Genomic DNA, 19,300 nt, shown 5'->3' with positions numbered 1-19,300 from the left:
ACGTTACGGCTCCAGTTTTACGGCTTTAGGGTCGTCCAGCACATCCGGTAATGTGGTTGTTTTGTTGCGTCGGAGTAGCACAACCAACAGGGCCAGAATCCCTAAAATAATGATCATGATGGTCGAAACGCCATGAATAAACGTCGCCAATATCTGGCCATCCTGACTGGTAAGGCCGTAGAGCAGCGCGACTTGGCCAACTAATAAATGGAATGAGCCAATACCACCTGGTGTAGGAGCTGCCATCCCCAGCGTACCAACCATGAGAATAGTTAGTCCAGCCAGCGGACCAAGGTTTTCGGTAGCAGGCATGGCAAAAAACAAGGTGTAGGACATTAAGTAATACATAGTCCAGATGATCAATGTATGAAGTACAAAAGCACCTGGTCTGTATATTTTTCGAACGCTTAGCAGGCCATCCAGTAGCCCTTTCAGAAAGCCGCTGACCTTTTGATATAAGGGATGTCTGCCTAGTGCTTCACGATAGCGATTGAAGAGGAACCAACCGAGTAACGCGACCCCCAGAAGAACAGCGACTGCCAGCAGCAATACGCCTGAACCGCTGGAACCTTTGGGTAATTTACCACCCAGAAAGTCCATGAAAAACTGACTTATGCGATCAAATTCCAGGATAAATGTGGCAGCTAGGAGTAGAACTAGCATGAGCAAATCGAAGAGTCGTTCGGCTACAACGGCACCAAAACTGACATTGACAGGTACTGCCGATAGTCGATAAAGTGTTCCACAACGGATAAATTCGCCAGCGCGGGGTAAGGCCATATTGGCCAGATAACCAGTCAGAACGCTTACAGTTGCATCGAGCGAAGTAGGTCGTTGTGGCACAACGGGTTCCAGTAATATACGCCAGCGTTCGGCCCGACTCCAGTGAGCTACTAGAGTAAGCACCGCCGAGAGTAAGACCCATCGATAGTCGGCGGCTTTAATTTTTTGCCACAAACCGGCAGCATCGAGGTGACTCTGTTGAAAGGTAAACCAAAGTAATCCTCCGGCAATAGACAGAGAGATAAGGTATTTGAGAATATTCTTGAGATTCATAGTGCGTGTAACGCAGCCAAAAGCCACGTTGAGGGTACTACAAGTGCGGTTTTTAGCCGCGTTAATTAAAAAACTCCGCTACAAAGTAACGGAGTTTCGTTGATATGGCTGGTAACGGGTTACTAAAAGGCTATTCGATGATGGGTTAATATACGGCCATTTCGGGCTCAATATCACGCGCCCAGGCATTAATACCCCCATCCAGATTATAAAGATTTGTCAGACCTCCTTGTGCGTACAGGTATTGAGCCACGTTGGCCGAGCGGATACCATGGTGACAATAAATGACGACAGGACGATCTGTTGGAATACGTTTCCGATTATTAGGAATCATGCCCACCGGAATCAGTACAGAACCTTCTAAGTGGCACAGATCATACTCGGGGCGTTCACGAACATCCAGTAGGAAAATTTCATCTCCTAGTGTCAATCGTTCAGCAAGCTCCTGAACTGACATTTTCTGTGGACCCGATTCACCTAATGTAGGACGCAAACCGGCTGTGTCCAGGCCTTTTTGAGCCAGCTCAATAGCATCGATTCTGCGTTTATTTTTGATTTTTTGCTGACTCATCGACAGTAAGTCGACCATCAGTAAATGTTCATTCAACGATTGGCCAATACCTGTAATGAGTTTGATGACTTCGTTGGCTTGATAAGTACCAATCACACCTGGCAGTACGCCCAATACACCCGTATCATTGCAGTTCGGAATTTCAACTTCGTTGGGATATTCAGGGAACATACATCGATACGTTGGACCACGACGACCATCGCCCAGATCGGCATTCAAGACAGCTACCTGGCCTTCAAAGCGATGAATAGCACCGTATACGAAGGGTTTCCCCATCGTAACACAAATATCATTTACTAAGTACCGTACTTTGAAATTATCGGTACAGTCGACCACTATATCGTAGGCATTGATAATGGCGCGGGCATTACTAATGTCCAGCGACATGGTGTAGGTGTCGAAAGTAATATCGGGATTGAGCCGATTAAGGTGATTAACGGCAATTTTGGCTTTGGGCTTGCCAATCTCATCGGTCGTATAAAGTACCTGACGTTGCAGATTGCTCAGGTCGACTCTGTCAGGGTCAATGACGCCAATTGTACCAACGCCAGCGGCCGTCAGATAGAGCAGCACCGGGCATCCTAAACCACCTGCACCAACGACCAGTACACGGGAGTTCTTGAGCCTTAATTGACCTGCTGAGCCAATTTCGGGGAGGTTTAGATGCTTCTGATAGCGTTGCTTTTCGGAAGGTACCAGCGTTGTTGCTTCCATAGAATTTTATGATTGAGTTAGGTGAGGTTATAGCGCTATAAAAAAACAGATTTTATCCCACTAAAATTGCGTTAAATTAACATCCGTTGTAAATATTTCGTAAACGTTCTATATGTACTTTTTTTTAGTACTATTGCCCCGGCAAAATCCAAACGTTTCTTAAGTATGAACTATGCGCATTTTACAGTCAGCAAGCCTCTGACTATTGGTCTACTCGCTTTGGCTATGACCTTTATTGACAATCCTACTCAGGCATTTGGTACACCTAATCCTGGTATTACCCGAGGGCATGAGGTTATGCCGAAGAAAGGGAAATGGGAAACCCTGTTCGATGGTAAAACTTTGACAGGTTGGCATATCTATTTAAAAGCAGGGCAACCGATTCCAGAAAAATGGACTGTCGATGATGGCGCCATTCATCTGACTGCGGGCGGTGTTGGCGATCTGGTCACTGATAAAGAATACGGTGATTTTGAGTTAGAGTTGGAGTGGAAAATTGCCGAGGGAGGTAATAGCGGTATTATCTACCACGTCCACGAAGATCCCAAATACAAGGCTACCTATCAGACTGGACCAGAGATGCAGGTTCTTGACAATGAGCGGCATCCCGATGCTAAACAAGGTCGCGATAATAACCGAACAGCTGGTTCACTGTACGATTTGCAAAAGCCTGTTAACCTGGGTGCTGCCAAACCCGCTGGTGAATGGAACAAAGCTCGTTTAGTTATCAAAGATGGTAAAGCAGAGCAATTCCTGAACGGCAAGAAAACGGCTGAATACCCGACCAGTGGTCCTGAATGGGACAAAATGGTGTCAGAGAGTAAATTTAAGGGATGGGAAGGCTTTGGTAAATATTCGACTGGGCACATTGCCCTGCAAGACCACGGCAACAAAGTCTGGTATCGCAACATTCGAATTCGCGAACTCTAAATTTTGACTGGTGGAATGACTGAATGATAGACTGGTTCTGCCAACTAGCTATTCAGTCATTCTATCATTCTATCATTCAAAATTGTATGAAATCATCTTCCCGCCGAACGGCCCTCAAAACATTAACGGGCACTGCGCTAGCGCTGCCTGCCCTGACTAATTCCTTTGCTCGTTCTATGACTCAACCTGAACAGGCTGCCCCTATGCTTAAAGGGCGCATCAATCACGCGGTTTGCCGGTGGTGTTACAGTAAAATTTCGCTCGATGACCTCTGCAAATCAGCCAAGGAAATGGGCATCACAGGAATTGACCTGACCGGCCCTGCCGAGTGGCCTACCCTCAAAAAATATGGTCTGACCTGCTCGATGGCTCAGGGGGCAGGAAAAGGGATTCCTGATGGGTTTAACGACCCTAAGTTTCACGATGAACTGGTTGCCAGTTATGAAGCTATCTTTCCGAAAATGAAAGAAATAGGTCTGACACAAGTTATTTGTTTTTCGGGTAACCGGCGGGGAATGAGTAATGAGCAAGGTTTAGAAAACTGTGCTGTGGGCCTGAAACGCCTGATGCCAAGTGCCGAAAAACATGGTATTACGATGATTATGGAGCTACTCAACAGCAAAGTCGATCATAAAGATTACATGTGCGATCACTCGGCCTGGGGTGTTGAGCTTTGCAAAAAGGTAGGTTCTGAAAACTTCAAACTGCTGTACGATATCTATCACATGCAAATTATGGAAGGTGATATTATCCGTACGATCCGTGAGAATAATAAATACTTTGGCCACTACCACACGGGCGGTAATCCCGGTCGAAACGAAATCGACGAAACGCAGGAACTCTATTATCCAGCTATTATGAAAGCCATTGTCGACACAGGGTTTAAAGGCTTTGTTGCGCAGGAGTTCATTCCTAAACGTGACCCGCTGACTAGCTTGAAAGAAGCCGTGCTGGTGTGTGATGTGTAGGGAAAAGTGGTAAGTAGTAAGTTCTAAAGTAGTAAGTGGCTGGCGCATGAATACTGTTTTCGCGTTAGCCACTTATTACTATAGAACTTACTACTTACTACTTTTATATCTTTTTATAATTCTTATATTCTCCAATTCGCCAGCTGGTTAATTTTTCGATGAACGCTAGAAAACGCACTCGCGCCGAATAGCGCTTTTGACTGGTATCGAAGGTAAATGGCCAGTTCAGACGGTCAACGCGGGCTTGCATAACAGCGGGGTGTGTACCCGTGAAGTGCGCCAGTGAATCAATCTGGCCATAATCGAACGCATCGACACTCGCATCGGCTTTGGCAATGGTTTCGCTGGTGTTCCAGAAGTGATTGGCGTTGCGGAGCCGTTTTTTCTGCGTTTCGGGAGGCTTCACCCAACCGTAGTGATAGATGTACGCATCAATCAGTTTGACTTTCAGTTTTTGGTTATCGCGCGTCCGAAAGCCCTGCGCATCTTTATACGACACCACATTTCCCGTATTTCGAATTACCCGTATTTCGCGCCGATACCATCGCCGGGAATCGCCCACGTAGCTGTATGAGCCGTAGAAGTGGAGGTACTTAAATAAAAACCCTTCCACATGGTTGTCATTCAGATAACGTTGCATGGCTTCCTTCACAACTGGAATGGACTGTTCATGCAATACTTCGTCGCCCTGAATGTAAAATGCCCAGTCGGCATCTGGCGAAATAGCGGCTAATGCTTTATCGGTTTCCAGGGCAAGTACACGTCCACCTGCTTTGGCGCTGTCATCCCAGGTCGTTCGAATGATGCGGATTTTATCCGATGGAATGGCTTCAATCAATCCCAGCGTATCATCATCTGAATCGCCAACGGCGACGATAAACTCATCGCACAAGGGTAGGACAGAAGTGATAGCCTCAACAATAGGATAATCGAATTGAACGGCATTACGGATAAAACTGAATCCGGCTACTTTCATGAAAAACGGATTGGGTTGACTACGAGTCGGTAAAGATAAGGCCGTTTTCGTTAGCTGCCAGACAGACATATGCCGTCTATCCGTGTGATTCGACGTATCGAATTAACCTTGGGCTACTCAGCTAATACTAAAGGGTGAATGTAGGATTTGTTTCTTCTTAAAGATGGTATTTGGAATTATATTTTTATATTTAATTGTAAAACAAAATAAAATTTTAAATTAATGTGATTTTTTAGGCTTTCGGTAAGATTTGCTGTGATCTGACAACTAACTCACTTCAGTCAATGACTTTTTTAAATGAAAGGATTTTGCTTACCCAAATATCAACGGGAAACGAAAAAGCATTCAGCAAGCTATACGACTTTTATCGACCTGGTCTTTATCGCTTAGTCTATAAATTTATAAAATCCCCCGAACTCTCAGATGATATTTGCCAGGAAGTATTTATGAAAATATGGGAGGACCGGTTCACAATCCGAGAAATTAATTCCTTTAAATCCTATTTGTTTGCAATAACCAAAAATCACACGTTTAATTTCCTGAAACGCGCTGCTGTAGAAGATCGGATAAAGACCGATGTTTTAAGCAGGTATTGTATGTCAAAAAATTATACAGAAGAAGCGATTTTAGTGAACGAATACCAGCATTTTCTTCAGGCTATTCTTGATACATTACCTCCTCAAAGCCGTGCCGTATTTAAACTATGCAGGCAACAGGAAAAAAGTTATGCAGAAGCTGCTCAAATTTTGGGTGTATCCAATCATGCAATCAAGAAACACATGGTCAAATCGATGAAAGTGATCAAATATGCTGTTGAAAAAGACATGGGAATTACTCCTTTAGCCTATCTGTAGGAATAGTTGAATAGGTAGAGATTTCCTGATGGTTAGTTATGTAGCTCCGTGACGATTTTGGCTAGACCGCATCGGAAAGACTACTGAACGTGAAATCACGAATGCGCATTGGTGGAACTAAATTTCCACGGGTACGTACTGGAATACCCAGGGCTTCCAGATTGTTAAGCATAATGACCGGACTTTCGTTAAACCGGAAGTTTTTCACTGGGTATTTGATCTGGCCTTTGTCGATGTAAAACGTTCCATCGCGGGTTAATCCGGTATAGAGAAGTGTTTGAGGATCGAGCCAGCGAGTATACCAGAAGCGCGTGACCAGAATACCTTTTTCTGTGCCCTTAATCAATTCGGCTAAGGATTGCGTACCACCCTCCATAACAAAACCCGACGGTTGCAGCAGTGGTTTTACCCCTTTTTGCTGAGCCCAATAGGGAGAATAGGTCATATTTTTTACCACGCCTTTATCAAACCACGTCACCTTTTCATGGGCGTAGCCCTCGCTAGAAAACGGGGAACCAGGGATTTGAACGTTGGCAGGATCTGAGTAAATACTAACTCGTTCATCCAGTATTTTTTCACCTAATCGAGTACCTCCTCCTTTTTTGCTCAGAAAGCTTCGACCCTCGTCGGCCGTACGAGCATCCATTGCCCGTACCATGAATTGCACCAACTCGCCAGCAGCCAATGGTTCTAGGATGACGGTATACTTCCCCGGCTCCAGGGCGATGGCCTTTTGAGAAGCCTTTGCTTTTTGGATGGCTACGTCCGTTAAGGCACCTGTATTTAATTTGCTGACATCGTTAAAATCGCCTGCGGCATAACCAGAACCTGTGCCATCAGGCGTACGTATGGTTAGTGAAAAATCGACGCTTGTGCTTTTGTGATAGCCAACCAACCCTTTGTTGTTGCCAATGGCGTTGAAGTTGGCGGAGTCTTCCAGGAAACCGGCCCCGCTCAATTGACTTGCCATGATGGATTTAATACTGGCCCCTGCAAGTTTGGCTCGATCTGGCGCGCTCATGTTCGCAGTCGTGTCAACGAAAGCCTGAGACTGGGCATACGTTTGCGGCCCTGGCATTGGAACATATTCGGGATTTTCGGGGGCCAGACGTGCCATTTCCTCGGCCCGGCGAACGGCTTTTTCCAGCGAAGCATCATCAAATTCGTTGATGTCAGACGTACCCGTTTTTTTACCCAACACCGATGTTACAGATAATGAAAGCGTATTGGAGGCACCGGCAGTAGACACCGAGTTCCGGGCGAAGCGAATATTGCCGGCTCGCCCTCCGGTTAATTCGACCTTTATTTCGTCGGCTTTGGAATAACTCAAAACCTTATCTATAAGCTTTTTGGCGTCTTCCTGAGATAAAATGGCCATGGTTAGTTTGTAGTTAGGGAGTATGTTCCAGATTCTATCGATAAACACTATGGAACAGTAAACTATATTTTCCGACCCGTATTGATCACATTTACGCCATTGAATCGCGTGGTGGGGCAACCATGTGAGACCGCACTTACCTGCGCTGGCTGGCCTTTTCCGTCGAAGAAGGTACCGAATAAACGGTAGTCATCTTTGTCGCAAATTCGAGCGCAGGAATTCCAGAACTCCTGCGTATTGGATTGGTAGGCGACGTCATCAAGCATACCAACGATAGCTCCGTTTTTGATTTCGTAAAAGAGCTGACCGCTGAACTGAAAGTTATACCGTTGTTGATCAATGGACGACGAGCCTCGCCCCAGAATGTATATGCCTTTCTCGGTATCCTTGATCATATCGTGAATGCTGTACTTGTCGGGGCCTGGTTGCAGCGAAACGTTTGGCATCCGTTGAAACTGGACGCTATCCCAACTTTCGGCAAAGCTGCATCCCTGCGATTCTTTTTCACCCAGCAAATGAACTTGATCGCGGGTAGCCTGAAAGTTGACCAGGATTCCGTCTTTTACGAGATTCCACTGTTTAGCGGGAACTCCTTCGTCGTCGTAGCCGACTAAACCCATTGTATTCGGTTGAATTTTATCGGCTTTTAGGTTGACGATTTTACTACCATATTGAAAGTTTTTCGATTGCAACTTTTCCATCGTTGCAAAGCTGGTACCTGCCAGATTGGCTTCATAACCAAGTACGCGGTCGAGTTCCAGCGGGTGGCCGACAGATTCGTGAATTGTCAATCCTAGATTGGATGGGTCCAGAATCATGTCGTATTTTCCTGCCGGTACCGATTTTGCCGTGAGTTTTTCCTTGGCTTGCAAGGCCGCCAGGGTCGCATCTTCGATCATATTGTAAGAATACCGATAGATTGTAGGACCGTTAGGAACCACAATCTTCTCGGAATCCCTGCCATCCAGATATTCATAACCCATGCCGATAGGTGCACTCAGGGCATCGCGGGATTTGAAGCGCCCCGTCTGTTTATTGACAGCAGAAACCGTAAACGTTGGCCACATCCGGTGAAAATCCTGATCAATATACGACCCATCTGTAGAGGCAAAATATTTCTGCTCGTTGACAAAAAAGAGATTGGAGGTAACAAATGAAGCGCCGTTTTTCATTGCAGCTCCGTTTACTTCCATCAGCAGGTCTATCTTTTCTTTGACTGGAATCTCAAACGCATTTTTCAGAATAGGTGTTTTCCAGGTCTTTTCGCCGACGCCTTTTTGTGGAGCCAAAACGACGGGCTCCAACTGAATTTCTGCATTGGCTTTAGCCATCTCAACTGCCGATCCAGCACACTCGGCAATGCTTTCTGGCGACATTTCGTTTGTTGACATAAACCCCCAGGTGCCATTGGCAATGACTCGAATACCAATGCCATACGATTCCGAATTAACAATATTCTGAACCTTGTTTTCGCGGGTAAATAAGTACTGCCGCAGATACCGGCCAATGCGTACATCGGCATAGGTAGCCCCTTTGCTCTTAGCGGCATTTAACGCTACATCGGCCAGCCGTTTTTTTAAAGACACGTCTAACCACGGGTTAAGTAGATCCTCCGCCGAAACCCGACGGCCAGCAGAGAATAGAGCCACGCTCATTCCAAGGCCGGATAATTTCGCAAACTCACGTCTTTTCATAAGGGTGATGGGTATTAGGAATGGTATTTCAGGTTTCAAGTTCCAGCTATGAGCATGGAGCCTGTAACCCGGAACGTTTAATTACTTATCGCCAGGATGATAGATTTTTTCGGCATGCTTGTACACGTCGTCTTTGTAGAAATAAATTTCTTTGTATTGGCCGTTAATATAGCCCTTTACCTGATCAGTATAGTGCGGAGACGTTGGATCTGAACTGGCCCCACCCGTCAGAATCGTCTTGGCTCGAAGCTTATCGCCGAATTCAACCGCTGCGACGAAGGTATTGCCGGTAATACCGTAGCGTTTATGTGTTTTGGATGTCTTCCGGCTTACATAAGCATTGAGCGAACCCATAAAACCAGGGGTTGCCGGTACACCCCAGCTGAGTTTATCATCGCTGGGTTCGCTTTCTATTATCCGTTGAAAGCGATTATCCACTCCCCAGGCGACCTGCCAGGTTCCAAATTCCTTCTCGAGATCGGCTACTACCTGCGCCAGCGCTGTGACTTGCTCTATGGGCGAGAGAAATTCGGTGCTAACCGCTGCGCCATTTGTCAGCGAGTATTGTTCCTCTGTGGTAGCAGGTTTAGGTAGTCGGGCCATATCCAGGGCAATGACTTTTTCCAGCCAATGTACAGCTAGCGTAGTCGCTACAGAATTTGTATCCGTCTTAAAATCCCATTTTTGTAAAACGTCGATGGGTTGGCCCAGTTTAGCTCGCAGAGAATCATTGGTTACCGCATTATAAGCAGCAATCAGACTAGGAATAAACCGTTCGCCACTAGGGAGATATGTATCATAGGAAGCGGCAATGACATCGTCCATCGTCGCATTTTTCAAGGGTGTCAGTACGCGAACGGCATGAACAGCCCGAGGTGTGTGGCCATCAGGTAGCATATAGGCTGGTAGTTTCAGCATTTCGGTCGATAATTCACCCGCTCCGTACAAAGGTGTTGAATTACAGTTCTGTAGCCAGCCATTTGTCGGATTAATGTAGTGAGGAATTTCGGTCAATTCGTGCGTACCCTGCCATTCGGTAGCCGACGTGGTTCCATCCACAGGTCGTCTCCAATCGAGCAATGGATTTTTCTTTGGAACGAAATTGCCATGCCAATAGGCGATATTTCCAGCCTTATCGGCATACACAATATTACTCCCCACCATGGCACGGGCATTAATGGCTGTGGTGAATTCCTTCAGGTTACGGGCCTTCATTTTGAGCCAGTGCATACCCAGCAGCTCGATGTTGGGCTCGAAGGTTTTCAGAGTAATCCAGCGTGTAGCGGTGGCGTATACAACCGGGCCATGATGGGTGCGATAGGTGACGAATTTCTTGCTTGCCCAACTCGTTCCTTTCTTGTAGCGAAGCTCGATCAGGGTACTATCGACCGGTTTCCAGAGACCATCATAGCGATACATCCACGTTCCTTTTTTCTTCTCGACGTCTTCAGCGTATAAGTCTTTGGCATCCGACAGGGAAACGGGGTGCATCCAGCCACAGAATTCGTTGAAACCCTGGAAAATGTTGAACTGGCCCAGAAAAGGAGCACCATACGAATTTAACCCTTCGTTGCTAACCAGCTGAATTTCAATTCGCCCGTAGTATTCAGCGTGCGGATTAATGAAGAGCATCGCCTTTTTACTTTTCGTTCGGGATGGAGCCAGCGCCCAACCATTGGAGCCATCGTTTTTGGGCGGTTCGGCTGTAAAACTCCGGCTGCCCGTGGGGTTTTGAGCCACTTCTTTCAAGTAAAAAGCCTTGAAATCTGCTTCGCTGACGTTGCTACCAGCCATAGCGGGCACATTATTCATTAGAATCATCCAGGGCTCTATTCGGGTAAGCAGCTTGGGTTTCACCGCTGGGTGAGTAATTAGGTAATAATTGATTCCCGCAGCGTGAGCGTCACAGAGTTTTTTCAGCCAGTCCGGCGTTGTCTTATATAACTTAACAGCTTGAGCAGAGTCAATAAACATACGCGACCAGAGGTCTCTGTAAATAGCAGATTCGCCTTCAATTTCAGAAGTCCGACCCAGGCGACTGATCATTGAGGTTTCTACTTTGTCGAAAAACTCTTCGCACTGCACGTACATAAGGCCAAAAACGGCGTCGGCATCGGTTTTGGCGTATACATGAGGAACCCCATAGGTATCTTTAACAATTTCAATGCCTTTAGCCTGCTTTTCCAGCGCGCTGATTTCCTGGGTAGAAAATGGTGTCTGGGCAAACGTAAAATTGACCCACAAACCAAAGAAGAAGACGAGAAAGAAATAGGTTTTTATAGGCATCATCAATCAGGTGTTAAACTCATCCAGTTTACTGTTACCTGGAAGACAATCGAACAGAGAGAGAAGGTACCCCTATCGCGTTTATTTATCAAATGATTACCTTAAAGCCGAAGCAGCTTCCGACTAACCGGTTGTCCGTCGGCATCCAGTTGTAGGAAATAGGTGCCTTGCGAAGCGGGTAATGAACGAGCTGGTATCATTTCCTGATGCTCGCCCGCCGATTGATTAGGCCAGGTAATGGTATGTGTGACTCGCCCGGTGGCGTCGGTAATGGTTACGCGTACGTTGGCGCGTTGTTTCAGCTGATACTGAACCGTAACATCACCTGCCGATGGATTTGGACTCACCGTTAGTTTAAAGGAATCGGTTGATTCGGTGGCTAGTAAATCGGTACCAAAAGGCAGAATGGCACTATCTATCCATTCTAACCGGTTTTTTACCCAGGTTTTCAGATAATCAATTTCCTGCTGATAGGTTTGCCCAACATAGCCATTCGGCCAGACGTATACGCCAATAACTGGCCACCGCTGGAAATTCCGGGTGCGTGCTTCAGTGAGTTCTGTGGCTACCGAGTCGATGTAGGTTTGAATCCGTTCGGTTTTGAGTACATTCTTGCGAAGTGCCTGATACTTGATGCGTACCTTATTGGCAAACGCCTTGTCGGTTAGCAGGCGATCCCACCAGAATGGCATCTGAAAATCATCCGTTTGGCAGGTGCGGGTAAAATCATACGACCAACCCTGGTATGGGTTACCATTGCAGTAGTTGGCATTCCCATAGGTTAGGTTGTAATCCCAGATTGGTCCCATAACCAATTTCCCCCCTTTACTGTCGCGATCTTTGTAAAAAAATGAACTGAGCCGATAGCCATCTACATTTTTACAGACTTCCGTCAAGAGCAGATAATCGACGAACGAGTCGTCGTTAATGTACTTTCGATAGCCCACCAGTGAGTCCTGATAGTTCGCCCCTTTCAGTGTATTCTCGAAGTCGGTTATGAATTGTTTAGCATATTGAAATTGCTCTTCGGCGAGGTCTTCCGGCTTTGGGCGATCAATCTGAAGCAGGATATTTTTCCCGTTGGTTTTGTAGGCTGAATTCCATTCACGTGATGCCGATCCTGCGGTTTTATCGACCTTGAAAATATACCCCCCCGTCAATGCGTCGCCCGACACATCGGTTTTCTTAATACTGGTAACATTGACCCGGTTTTTGTCGCGCTTGATTTTCTCGAAAAGAATGTAAATTCCATTGTAACTCCCATTCAGAATTACCTCGCAGTATCGGTAGCGTGGCGTGTAATATTTGCTCAACTGCCGGTTAAGATCATAGGTAAGCGTTTCCCTAATCAGGGTTTTGTCGTTGTAGGTAGCGTTGAGTACCCAGTCCGATTCGGAGGGCATACCCAGCACAGAGGCATTTACTGAATTTAGGCCTGTAGTGTCACGCAATTCAAATCCATATGGCTTTTTGGGGAAATCCTGTGAAGTGGCTCCTCGTAATTCAATGCCAATCTTGCTGGTAAATGAAGGCTTGTCGGTTACGTTATTGCGCTTACCAGTGCCATTGTCGATAATCTGTAAATTGGCTACAATTTTTGGATCATCAATAATGGTCTGTCCGTTCGTATTGATGATCAGAATAGGGAGATTAGACGACGTAAGCGTTTGCGAAAAAGCCGAGAGATGAAGTAAACAGACGCTGAGAAGTAAAGCCAAACAGAAAATTCGCATAGGATTGGGATAGCAATTAGCGTATAAAAATACAGTTATTTTTTTGGATGAAAGAAGTTTTGAATTGTTGAATAATCATCCCCGTACTCAAGAACCTATACTAAAAGCGCCCCGGCCAATGATGACCGGGGCGCTTTGGTTGTCAAAAATGATACTAGGCTACATGCCCTGCGTGCTGAATTGTACTTTATCGATCGCGAACAATGCTTTTGGCCCAGCATTAGGATTTACGAAAACCAGATACAGTTTATGTACGCCCTGAACCGGCTGACGGAAGGGCAAACTGACAGGCCCCGTAGCGCCCTGTTTTACATCTGCTTCACCAAGCAATGTGCCGGTAGGCGAGTCGAGTCTGGCTTCGAGTTTGCCGCCAGCTACCTGATCATTTGACGCAAATACGGATGGCATAAGGGCATGAATACCGGTCAGGTCGATGTCGTTGAATTCCAGGAAACTACCGGATTTTGTACCGATAGCGGAAGGGCCTAATTTCGGTACATCGTACTCAAAAATATCCTGTTTTCCATCTGCAGAAACTGCTTTTACCGATGGCGAACGAAGTGCCAATGAGGTTGAACCAGTTAAGGGCCCGATAACGCCATTACCCCGATCGGTGTAGCTGGCGGTCAGAATGTACGAGCCATCTTTTTTCTGCTGTACCGGCACGTAATCGCCCGCAATCGGTTTGCGATTGGCAGGTTTCTCATCAGCCAGTGACAGAATGTAACGAACCATGTCTGTGACCTCACTTTCTTTCAACTGTGGGTGAGCACTCATGGCTTGTTCTCCCCAGACACCACCACCGCCTGAAATAATTTTCCGAACTAGTTTACTTTCAACCTGAGAACCTTTGTATTTCTTCGCTACTTCGATGTAGGCTGGTCCAATTGACTTTTGATCGATAGAATGGCAGGCTTTGCAGTCACTTAATTCCATCAACCGTTTGCCGGTCGAGTTACCCGTATTGGCCTGGTGACCCTGTGCCAACATCGTTTTGTCGAAGCCTTCAAGATAGTCAATCGTCATCGTTACGTCGTCGGGACTGATTCCTTTTTGCAAGGTACCATCTTCTTTATCAACGACTTTTACCGCGTATTTAACTGGCTTATCAGGGAAGTAAAACGTTTTATTGCCCGCTACAGCTACTTCAACTTTGGGTTCGTCGTTACCAACTTTAATCTCCATTGCCTTCGTTGCTACGTTTCCAGCGGCATCGGTCACTTTCAACGTTGCTGGATAAGTACCTGGTTTGCTAAAAGTAACGGTTGGGTTTGCCGTTGTTTGCGAAGGCGCTCCTTTCCCGAACGACCATTCATATTTCAGCGCATCACCATCATAATCCATCGAGCCTTTCGAATCGAACTTCACGACTAGTGGGGCTGCCCCAACCGTTTTGTTGGCATTGGCAACAGCAACCGGCTTTCGGTTACCTGCATTATACGTAATGTGCGACAGGCGAGCATCGGCATTAGCACCAAACCACTTCTGGCCGTATTCAATTGTATAAAGCGAACCATCATTGGCAAACTGCATGTCGATGATGTGCGAGAATTTCGTGCTTGGCATGAATGTCTCCATCTTCACGAAATCACCATTTTCTTTCATCGTAACCGGATGAATCCAGTCACGAATCCAGTCGTACGCAAAGAACTTGCCGTTATAATGACGGGGGAATTTTACAGACGTTTCTGGATAATCGTCGTAGTAATAAACCGGGCCACCCATAGCGTTCCGGCCACCCTTGCCTACGATTTCACCAAACTCGGGCGAGTCGGCGTATGGGTAATAGATGAACGCTTTTTGTGCTGGAGGCAATTCGGTTAGCCCGGTGTTATTCGGCGAATTGTTGATAGGCTTCATCGGGTCGAACAAAGGCCCTGTTGTGCTGTCGGCAAAGGTGCGCTGGTGGTAGGGGCGGTTGTCAGCAACGAACAACGGCCAGCCGAAATAACCGGCCTTCCGGGCCTGATTCATTTCATCATGACCACGTGGACCATATTTGTCGCTGTTGTTACCAGCATCAGGACCTACTTCGCCCCAATACAGAAATCCTGTGCGCTGGTCGACCGAAATGCGGTATGGGTTGCGGTTACCCATTACGTAAATTTCGGGCCGGGCTTTGGGGTTTCCTTTTGGAAATAGATTGCCTTCAGGAATGGTATAGGTACCATCGGCTTCGGGGTGAATCCGCATAATTTTGCCGCGCAAATCATTGGTGTTGCTCGACGTTAAGCGAGCGTCCCAGCCACTCCGGCCCGGACGCTCGTCAATCGGTGCATAGCCATCTGAGTTGAACGGATTTGTATCATCGCCAGCCGATAGATACAGGTTCCCTTTCCGGTCCCAGGCAATTGAACCGCCGGTATGGCAGCAACCATCACGTTTAACCGGAATTGTCAGAAGTACTTTTTCGGTATTGAGTAATACGGTATCCCGAACGTCGTCGTACACAAAACGCGACAGATGCTGAGCCGTGTCAACAGCAGTTGCGCCAGTTAAAGGCGAGTAATACACATAAATCCACTTGTTCTGCTTGAAGTTCGGGTCAATGTTCAGCCCCATCAGGCCATACTCGAACTTGGTGAAGACCGGGAAATTAGCGACTATTTTTGCCTTTTTTTTTTGCGGGTCATACACCGTCAATTCGCCTTTGCGTTGAGCGTATAACACCTTACCATTGTCCAGTACAGCCAATTCGGTCGGTTCATCCATTCCCTGAATCAATACCTGCTGGTCAAAGCGGTTTTCTTCTGGAAACGGTTGCGTTTTAACCTGGCCAAACTTCAGGCTGGTTGCCATAACTGATTTTATGCCGCCCAGAATATGCTGCAAAAAGAGCGGATCAGCGTAGGATTCGTCCGTATGACCACCACCTGTGTAAAACGCCTTACCACCATCGAAATCGTGATGCCAGATAAAGGGGTGATTATCGCCATTCTTACCACCTTCGTAGGTCTTTTCATCCAGTTTGCCCAGTACTTTCAGATCGGGCTGAATGCTCTTGTAACTATACCATTCATCCCAGCGTTTCCAAACGTCGGGCAGCATTTTCGTAGACGGATGACTTTTGTCTATGATATCAATTTCGGCGTTTTGCTGCTTCGGGTGGTTCAAGAAATAAGCACCCACCAGTTGGTTATACCACGGCCAGTCATATTCGGTATCGGCAGCTGCGTGAATACCAACAAAACCACCTCCTGCCTGAATGTATCGCTCAAAAGCGGCTTGCTGGCCTTCGTCGAGTATATTACCGGTGGTGCTCAGAAAGATGACAGCACTGTACCGTTTGAGGTTTGCCTCATTAATTTTTGTGGCATCTTCGGTTGTATCGACGGCGAAACCGTTTTCCTTGCCGAGTTTCATGATGGCTAGTTTTCCAACAGGAATAGAAGCATGCCGGAACCCTTTCGTTCTTGAAAAGACCAATACCCGGTTCAGCGCCACGGGCGTTTCGGCCCCGGTCATAGCCGGTTTATTGGTCGTACGCTTGGCCGTCGTTTGCGCCCATGCCGAATTAGTCGGGATAGACACGGCAGTTGCCAGCACGCCCACCAGCAATAGTGCCCGGGAGTGAAGCCGTAAGTTTTTCATAGGTTTGGGAATTTATGCAGATTGGTTTGTAAACAGTCAAAAGCCAGTTGTAGCTTAACTTATTTTCGGATTTGATTGACTTTTATTGAGAACAAAAGTAACAAAAAAGCGAACGTTACCATGTATGCGTTCGCTTAAAATAAAGGTTAAAATGACACTAATCTACTTTTTTAAAGACCATTATTACCTTGCCAGCACGTCGTAAGGTGAGCTTGCCTTCGCTAACCTGATAGTCCAGCGGTTCGACCAATTCGTGCAGGAACTTGGATTCAAACTGACCCGCTTCGCCCATACAAGCCATTTTAGTAGTAACCAATGGCCCAAATAGTATTTTGTGCGTATCGGCCTTAATGGTTCCACTAAGTCGGTTACAGCCGGTTGTTCCCGTTACACGACCTTCAGTCAGTGAAATTTCTAACCGGGGTACTTCGTTTCGTGAACTACCGGCAGGGACTGGGTTACCCTGAAAACTGGCGAGTACCCAGATATCCTGTAGTAACGCTAACTCTCGTAGTGATACACCACAACCTACATAATTTTTGCCCCGGTAGTCAACTTCTACGCGATAGTCGAAACGTTGGCCGGATAGCTTATCAACGCAGCTGTCGGGCCTGAATAAAATGTTTATCCGACCCGATTGGGTACTGTCAGCTACTGCATTGTATCGCAAAACCCCCTCGGAGTCTGTTTGTCGTTCAGGAGCGGCTATCGTAACGCTATCGCCATTTCGTGCATTGAATTTTAGAAACCCTTTAGACGGATTGAGGGTTAGCGACCAGCCAGGATCATTCCCCATAGCAATGAGTTCGTCACCCGCTTTCAGATTTCGACTGTAGTCAACGGGTTGATTGACGGGTGTCATCATAGCCGCAAACTGGGTTGATGGACGACGGCAGGCTACCACCAATAGTAAAAAACCAAACAGGAGTATTCGCATGAGTTCCAGAGCGAGTAAATTCTGTTTGTAAGACTCATTGCCGTCAGGAAAGTTTAATTACACTACGTTCTGATCTCCATTCAGAAACTGCCTTGCTGCGGTTTCTGAATGATTATTCCGATAGTAGAGCGCACAAAAAAGGCCCGAAGCTGCTCAGCTTCGGGCCTTTGGTAACGAGTTGAAAATGGCTAGGGATACCTCCGATTTTTACAATTGAGGCTGCTCCATCACTACACTTTCATCAACGGTGCCCGCTTTGCTGTTCCGCAACCAGAACCATAGAAGTGTGAAAGCAACGATGAGAATGATCGGAAACGTCATCATGGTCGAAAGGGTAGCTTGTCCGGCGGCTAATTCCAGCTCCGATCCAGTTAGACCTTTGGCTGCATTCTCGGCATGATCTGTATCAATCCATCGGCCAATGATGGGCTGGAAAATGGACGTTGATAACATCCCCACTCCACCAATAATAGACATACCCAATGCTCCGCTTAAGGGAACCCGCTGAGCGACAAAGCCGATCATGGTTGGCCAGTTAAAGCACACACCAAGACCAAATATAACAGCGGCTAAATAGGCTATCGGACCCGTAACGGTACTGAACATATAAATACCGATGGTGGCTAAAACGGCACCGCCCAATAAAACACCTGTCTGCCCAAACTGCCCTACAACCGGACCTGTGAAAAGCCGGCCGACAGTCATTACGCCAAATGTTAAGGCTAAAACCAACATGGCATCTGCTCCACTACTGCTCAAGACAACGGCTACCCACTGGTTAGGACCAAATTCGGTAATGGCTGTCAGGGCCATACAGCAGAACAGAGCGATGTATAAAGGGGTTAACATCGCCTGGAAGTTTTTCGCTAGTGATGTAACGCCTTCTACTTTTGGTTTTGGGAAAGCCTGGCCAAAAAATAGGAATGCATAAACTACTGTAGGCAGCATAAGAACCCAAATTTGAGCCTGCCAGGAGAAGCCTCCACTCGTCATAAATTTGGATATCAAACTACCAATCACGATGCCGCCAGGGAACCACATGTGAAACCGGCCTAACATTTTGTTAAGCTTGCTGCTGGTGTACATATCGGCGATCATTGGATTACAAGCAGCCTCTGTACAACCATTCCCAAAACCGATGAAGAATGTTGAAAGTAAGAGACCTGTATATCCGGTTGCATAAATAGTTAATAAAATGCCCAATGTGTGTGCGACAAGGGCCACCTGCATAATAATTTTGGGACCCACTGTATGGTAAACAATACCACCAATGACCATTGAAATTGGGAAACCGAAAAAGAACATCGAATTAATAAAGCCTAACTGCTCGGCAGTCAGCCCGAACTCAGTACCCAACTGAGGCAAAATACCTGCCCGAATACTGAACGAAAAGGCGGTAGTAATAATGGCAAGGCAACTGGCCAGGAATAGCCGCGAAGGATTGACGGTTTGATTCATTTTCTACAAGAGAGGGATTTAGTGAGTTTACAAATTTGATTAAAGTACAAAAGACGCAGTGCGGGATAAACTCCCTACTGACCCATCGTTTTTGTGCAAAATTTCCGAAAAATAAGAGAAAACAGCTAATTTCCAGCCGTAAAATAAGTGAGTA

The 19,300-nt window shown here is 46.5% G+C and carries 13 protein-coding genes; 3 read left to right on the top strand and 10 right to left on the bottom strand.

Going from position 1 to position 19,300, the window contains the following annotated elements; genetic code table 11:
- Positions 1 to 3 precede the first annotated feature (3 nt).
- Positions 4 to 1,056, bottom strand: coding sequence for a lysylphosphatidylglycerol synthase transmembrane domain-containing protein (locus GO755_RS16585; protein ID WP_157586279.1), 1,053 nt, complete (start codon positions 1,054 to 1,056; stop codon positions 4 to 6).
- Positions 1,057 to 1,201: 145 nt separating this feature from the next.
- On the bottom strand, positions 1,202 to 2,341 hold the full coding sequence (gene moeB / locus GO755_RS16580; protein WP_157586278.1) for a molybdopterin-synthase adenylyltransferase MoeB: 1,140 nt from the start codon (positions 2,339 to 2,341) through the stop codon (positions 1,202 to 1,204).
- A gap of 165 nt (positions 2,342 to 2,506) precedes the next feature.
- Here moeB and GO755_RS16575 point away from each other — a divergent pair, with 165 nt between their 5' ends.
- Entirely contained in the window at positions 2,507 to 3,271 is a 765-nt protein-coding gene (locus GO755_RS16575; protein WP_157586277.1) for a 3-keto-disaccharide hydrolase, read from the top strand.
- An 86-nt stretch (positions 3,272 to 3,357) separates the two neighbouring features.
- A complete protein-coding gene (locus GO755_RS16570; protein ID WP_157586276.1) occupies positions 3,358 to 4,239 on the top strand; it encodes a hydroxypyruvate isomerase family protein in 882 nt (293 codons plus the stop codon).
- A gap of 103 nt (positions 4,240 to 4,342) precedes the next feature.
- Here the strand turns inward: GO755_RS16570 and GO755_RS16565 are convergent, their stop codons facing one another.
- Positions 4,343 to 5,215 (bottom strand): glycosyltransferase family protein, encoded by an 873-nt coding sequence (locus GO755_RS16565; RefSeq protein WP_157586396.1) that lies wholly within the window; start codon positions 5,213 to 5,215, stop codon positions 4,343 to 4,345.
- A gap of 284 nt (positions 5,216 to 5,499) precedes the next feature.
- Here GO755_RS16565 and GO755_RS16560 point away from each other — a divergent pair, with 284 nt between their 5' ends.
- The gene (locus GO755_RS16560) at positions 5,500 to 6,069 is read left to right on the top strand and encodes an RNA polymerase sigma factor (RefSeq protein ID WP_157586275.1); all 570 of its coding nucleotides are present in this window, start codon (positions 5,500 to 5,502) and stop codon (positions 6,067 to 6,069) included.
- Positions 6,070 to 6,130: 61 nt separating this feature from the next.
- Here GO755_RS16560 and GO755_RS16555 read toward each other — a convergent pair whose 3' ends face one another.
- From GO755_RS16555 to GO755_RS16525, 7 genes are all read right to left on the bottom strand, one after another.
- Positions 6,131 to 7,447: a TldD/PmbA family protein gene (locus GO755_RS16555; protein ID WP_157586274.1), complete on the bottom strand. Its 1,317-nt coding sequence runs from the start codon at positions 7,445 to 7,447 to the stop codon at positions 6,131 to 6,133.
- Positions 7,448 to 7,509: 62 nt separating this feature from the next.
- Positions 7,510 to 9,141 (bottom strand): TldD/PmbA family protein, encoded by a 1,632-nt coding sequence (locus tag GO755_RS16550; RefSeq protein WP_157586273.1) that lies wholly within the window; start codon positions 9,139 to 9,141, stop codon positions 7,510 to 7,512.
- 81 nt (positions 9,142 to 9,222) lie between these two features.
- Positions 9,223 to 11,430, bottom strand: coding sequence for a penicillin acylase family protein (locus GO755_RS16545; RefSeq protein WP_227686977.1), 2,208 nt, complete (start codon positions 11,428 to 11,430; stop codon positions 9,223 to 9,225).
- 98 nt (positions 11,431 to 11,528) lie between these two features.
- Positions 11,529 to 13,160 (bottom strand): CotH kinase family protein, encoded by a 1,632-nt coding sequence (locus GO755_RS16540; protein WP_157586272.1) that lies wholly within the window; start codon positions 13,158 to 13,160, stop codon positions 11,529 to 11,531.
- A 159-nt stretch (positions 13,161 to 13,319) separates the two neighbouring features.
- Entirely contained in the window at positions 13,320 to 16,751 is a 3,432-nt protein-coding gene (locus GO755_RS16535; protein WP_157586271.1) for a ThuA domain-containing protein, read from the bottom strand.
- Between the two features lie 157 nt (positions 16,752 to 16,908).
- Positions 16,909 to 17,688, bottom strand: a complete 780-nt coding sequence (locus tag GO755_RS16530) for an META domain-containing protein (RefSeq protein WP_157586270.1) — start codon at positions 17,686 to 17,688, stop codon at positions 16,909 to 16,911.
- A gap of 207 nt (positions 17,689 to 17,895) precedes the next feature.
- A complete protein-coding gene (locus tag GO755_RS16525) occupies positions 17,896 to 19,146 on the bottom strand; it encodes an MFS transporter (protein WP_157586269.1) in 1,251 nt (416 codons plus the stop codon).
- Between the last annotated feature and the right edge of the window lie 154 nt (positions 19,147 to 19,300).

Source organism: Spirosoma arboris, assembly GCF_009754945.1.
Taxonomy (GTDB): Bacteria; Bacteroidota; Bacteroidia; order Cytophagales; family Spirosomataceae; genus Spirosoma; species Spirosoma arboris.
Note: the sequence above shows the minus strand (reverse complement) of the source record. Positions and strands in the feature narration are given on the sequence as shown.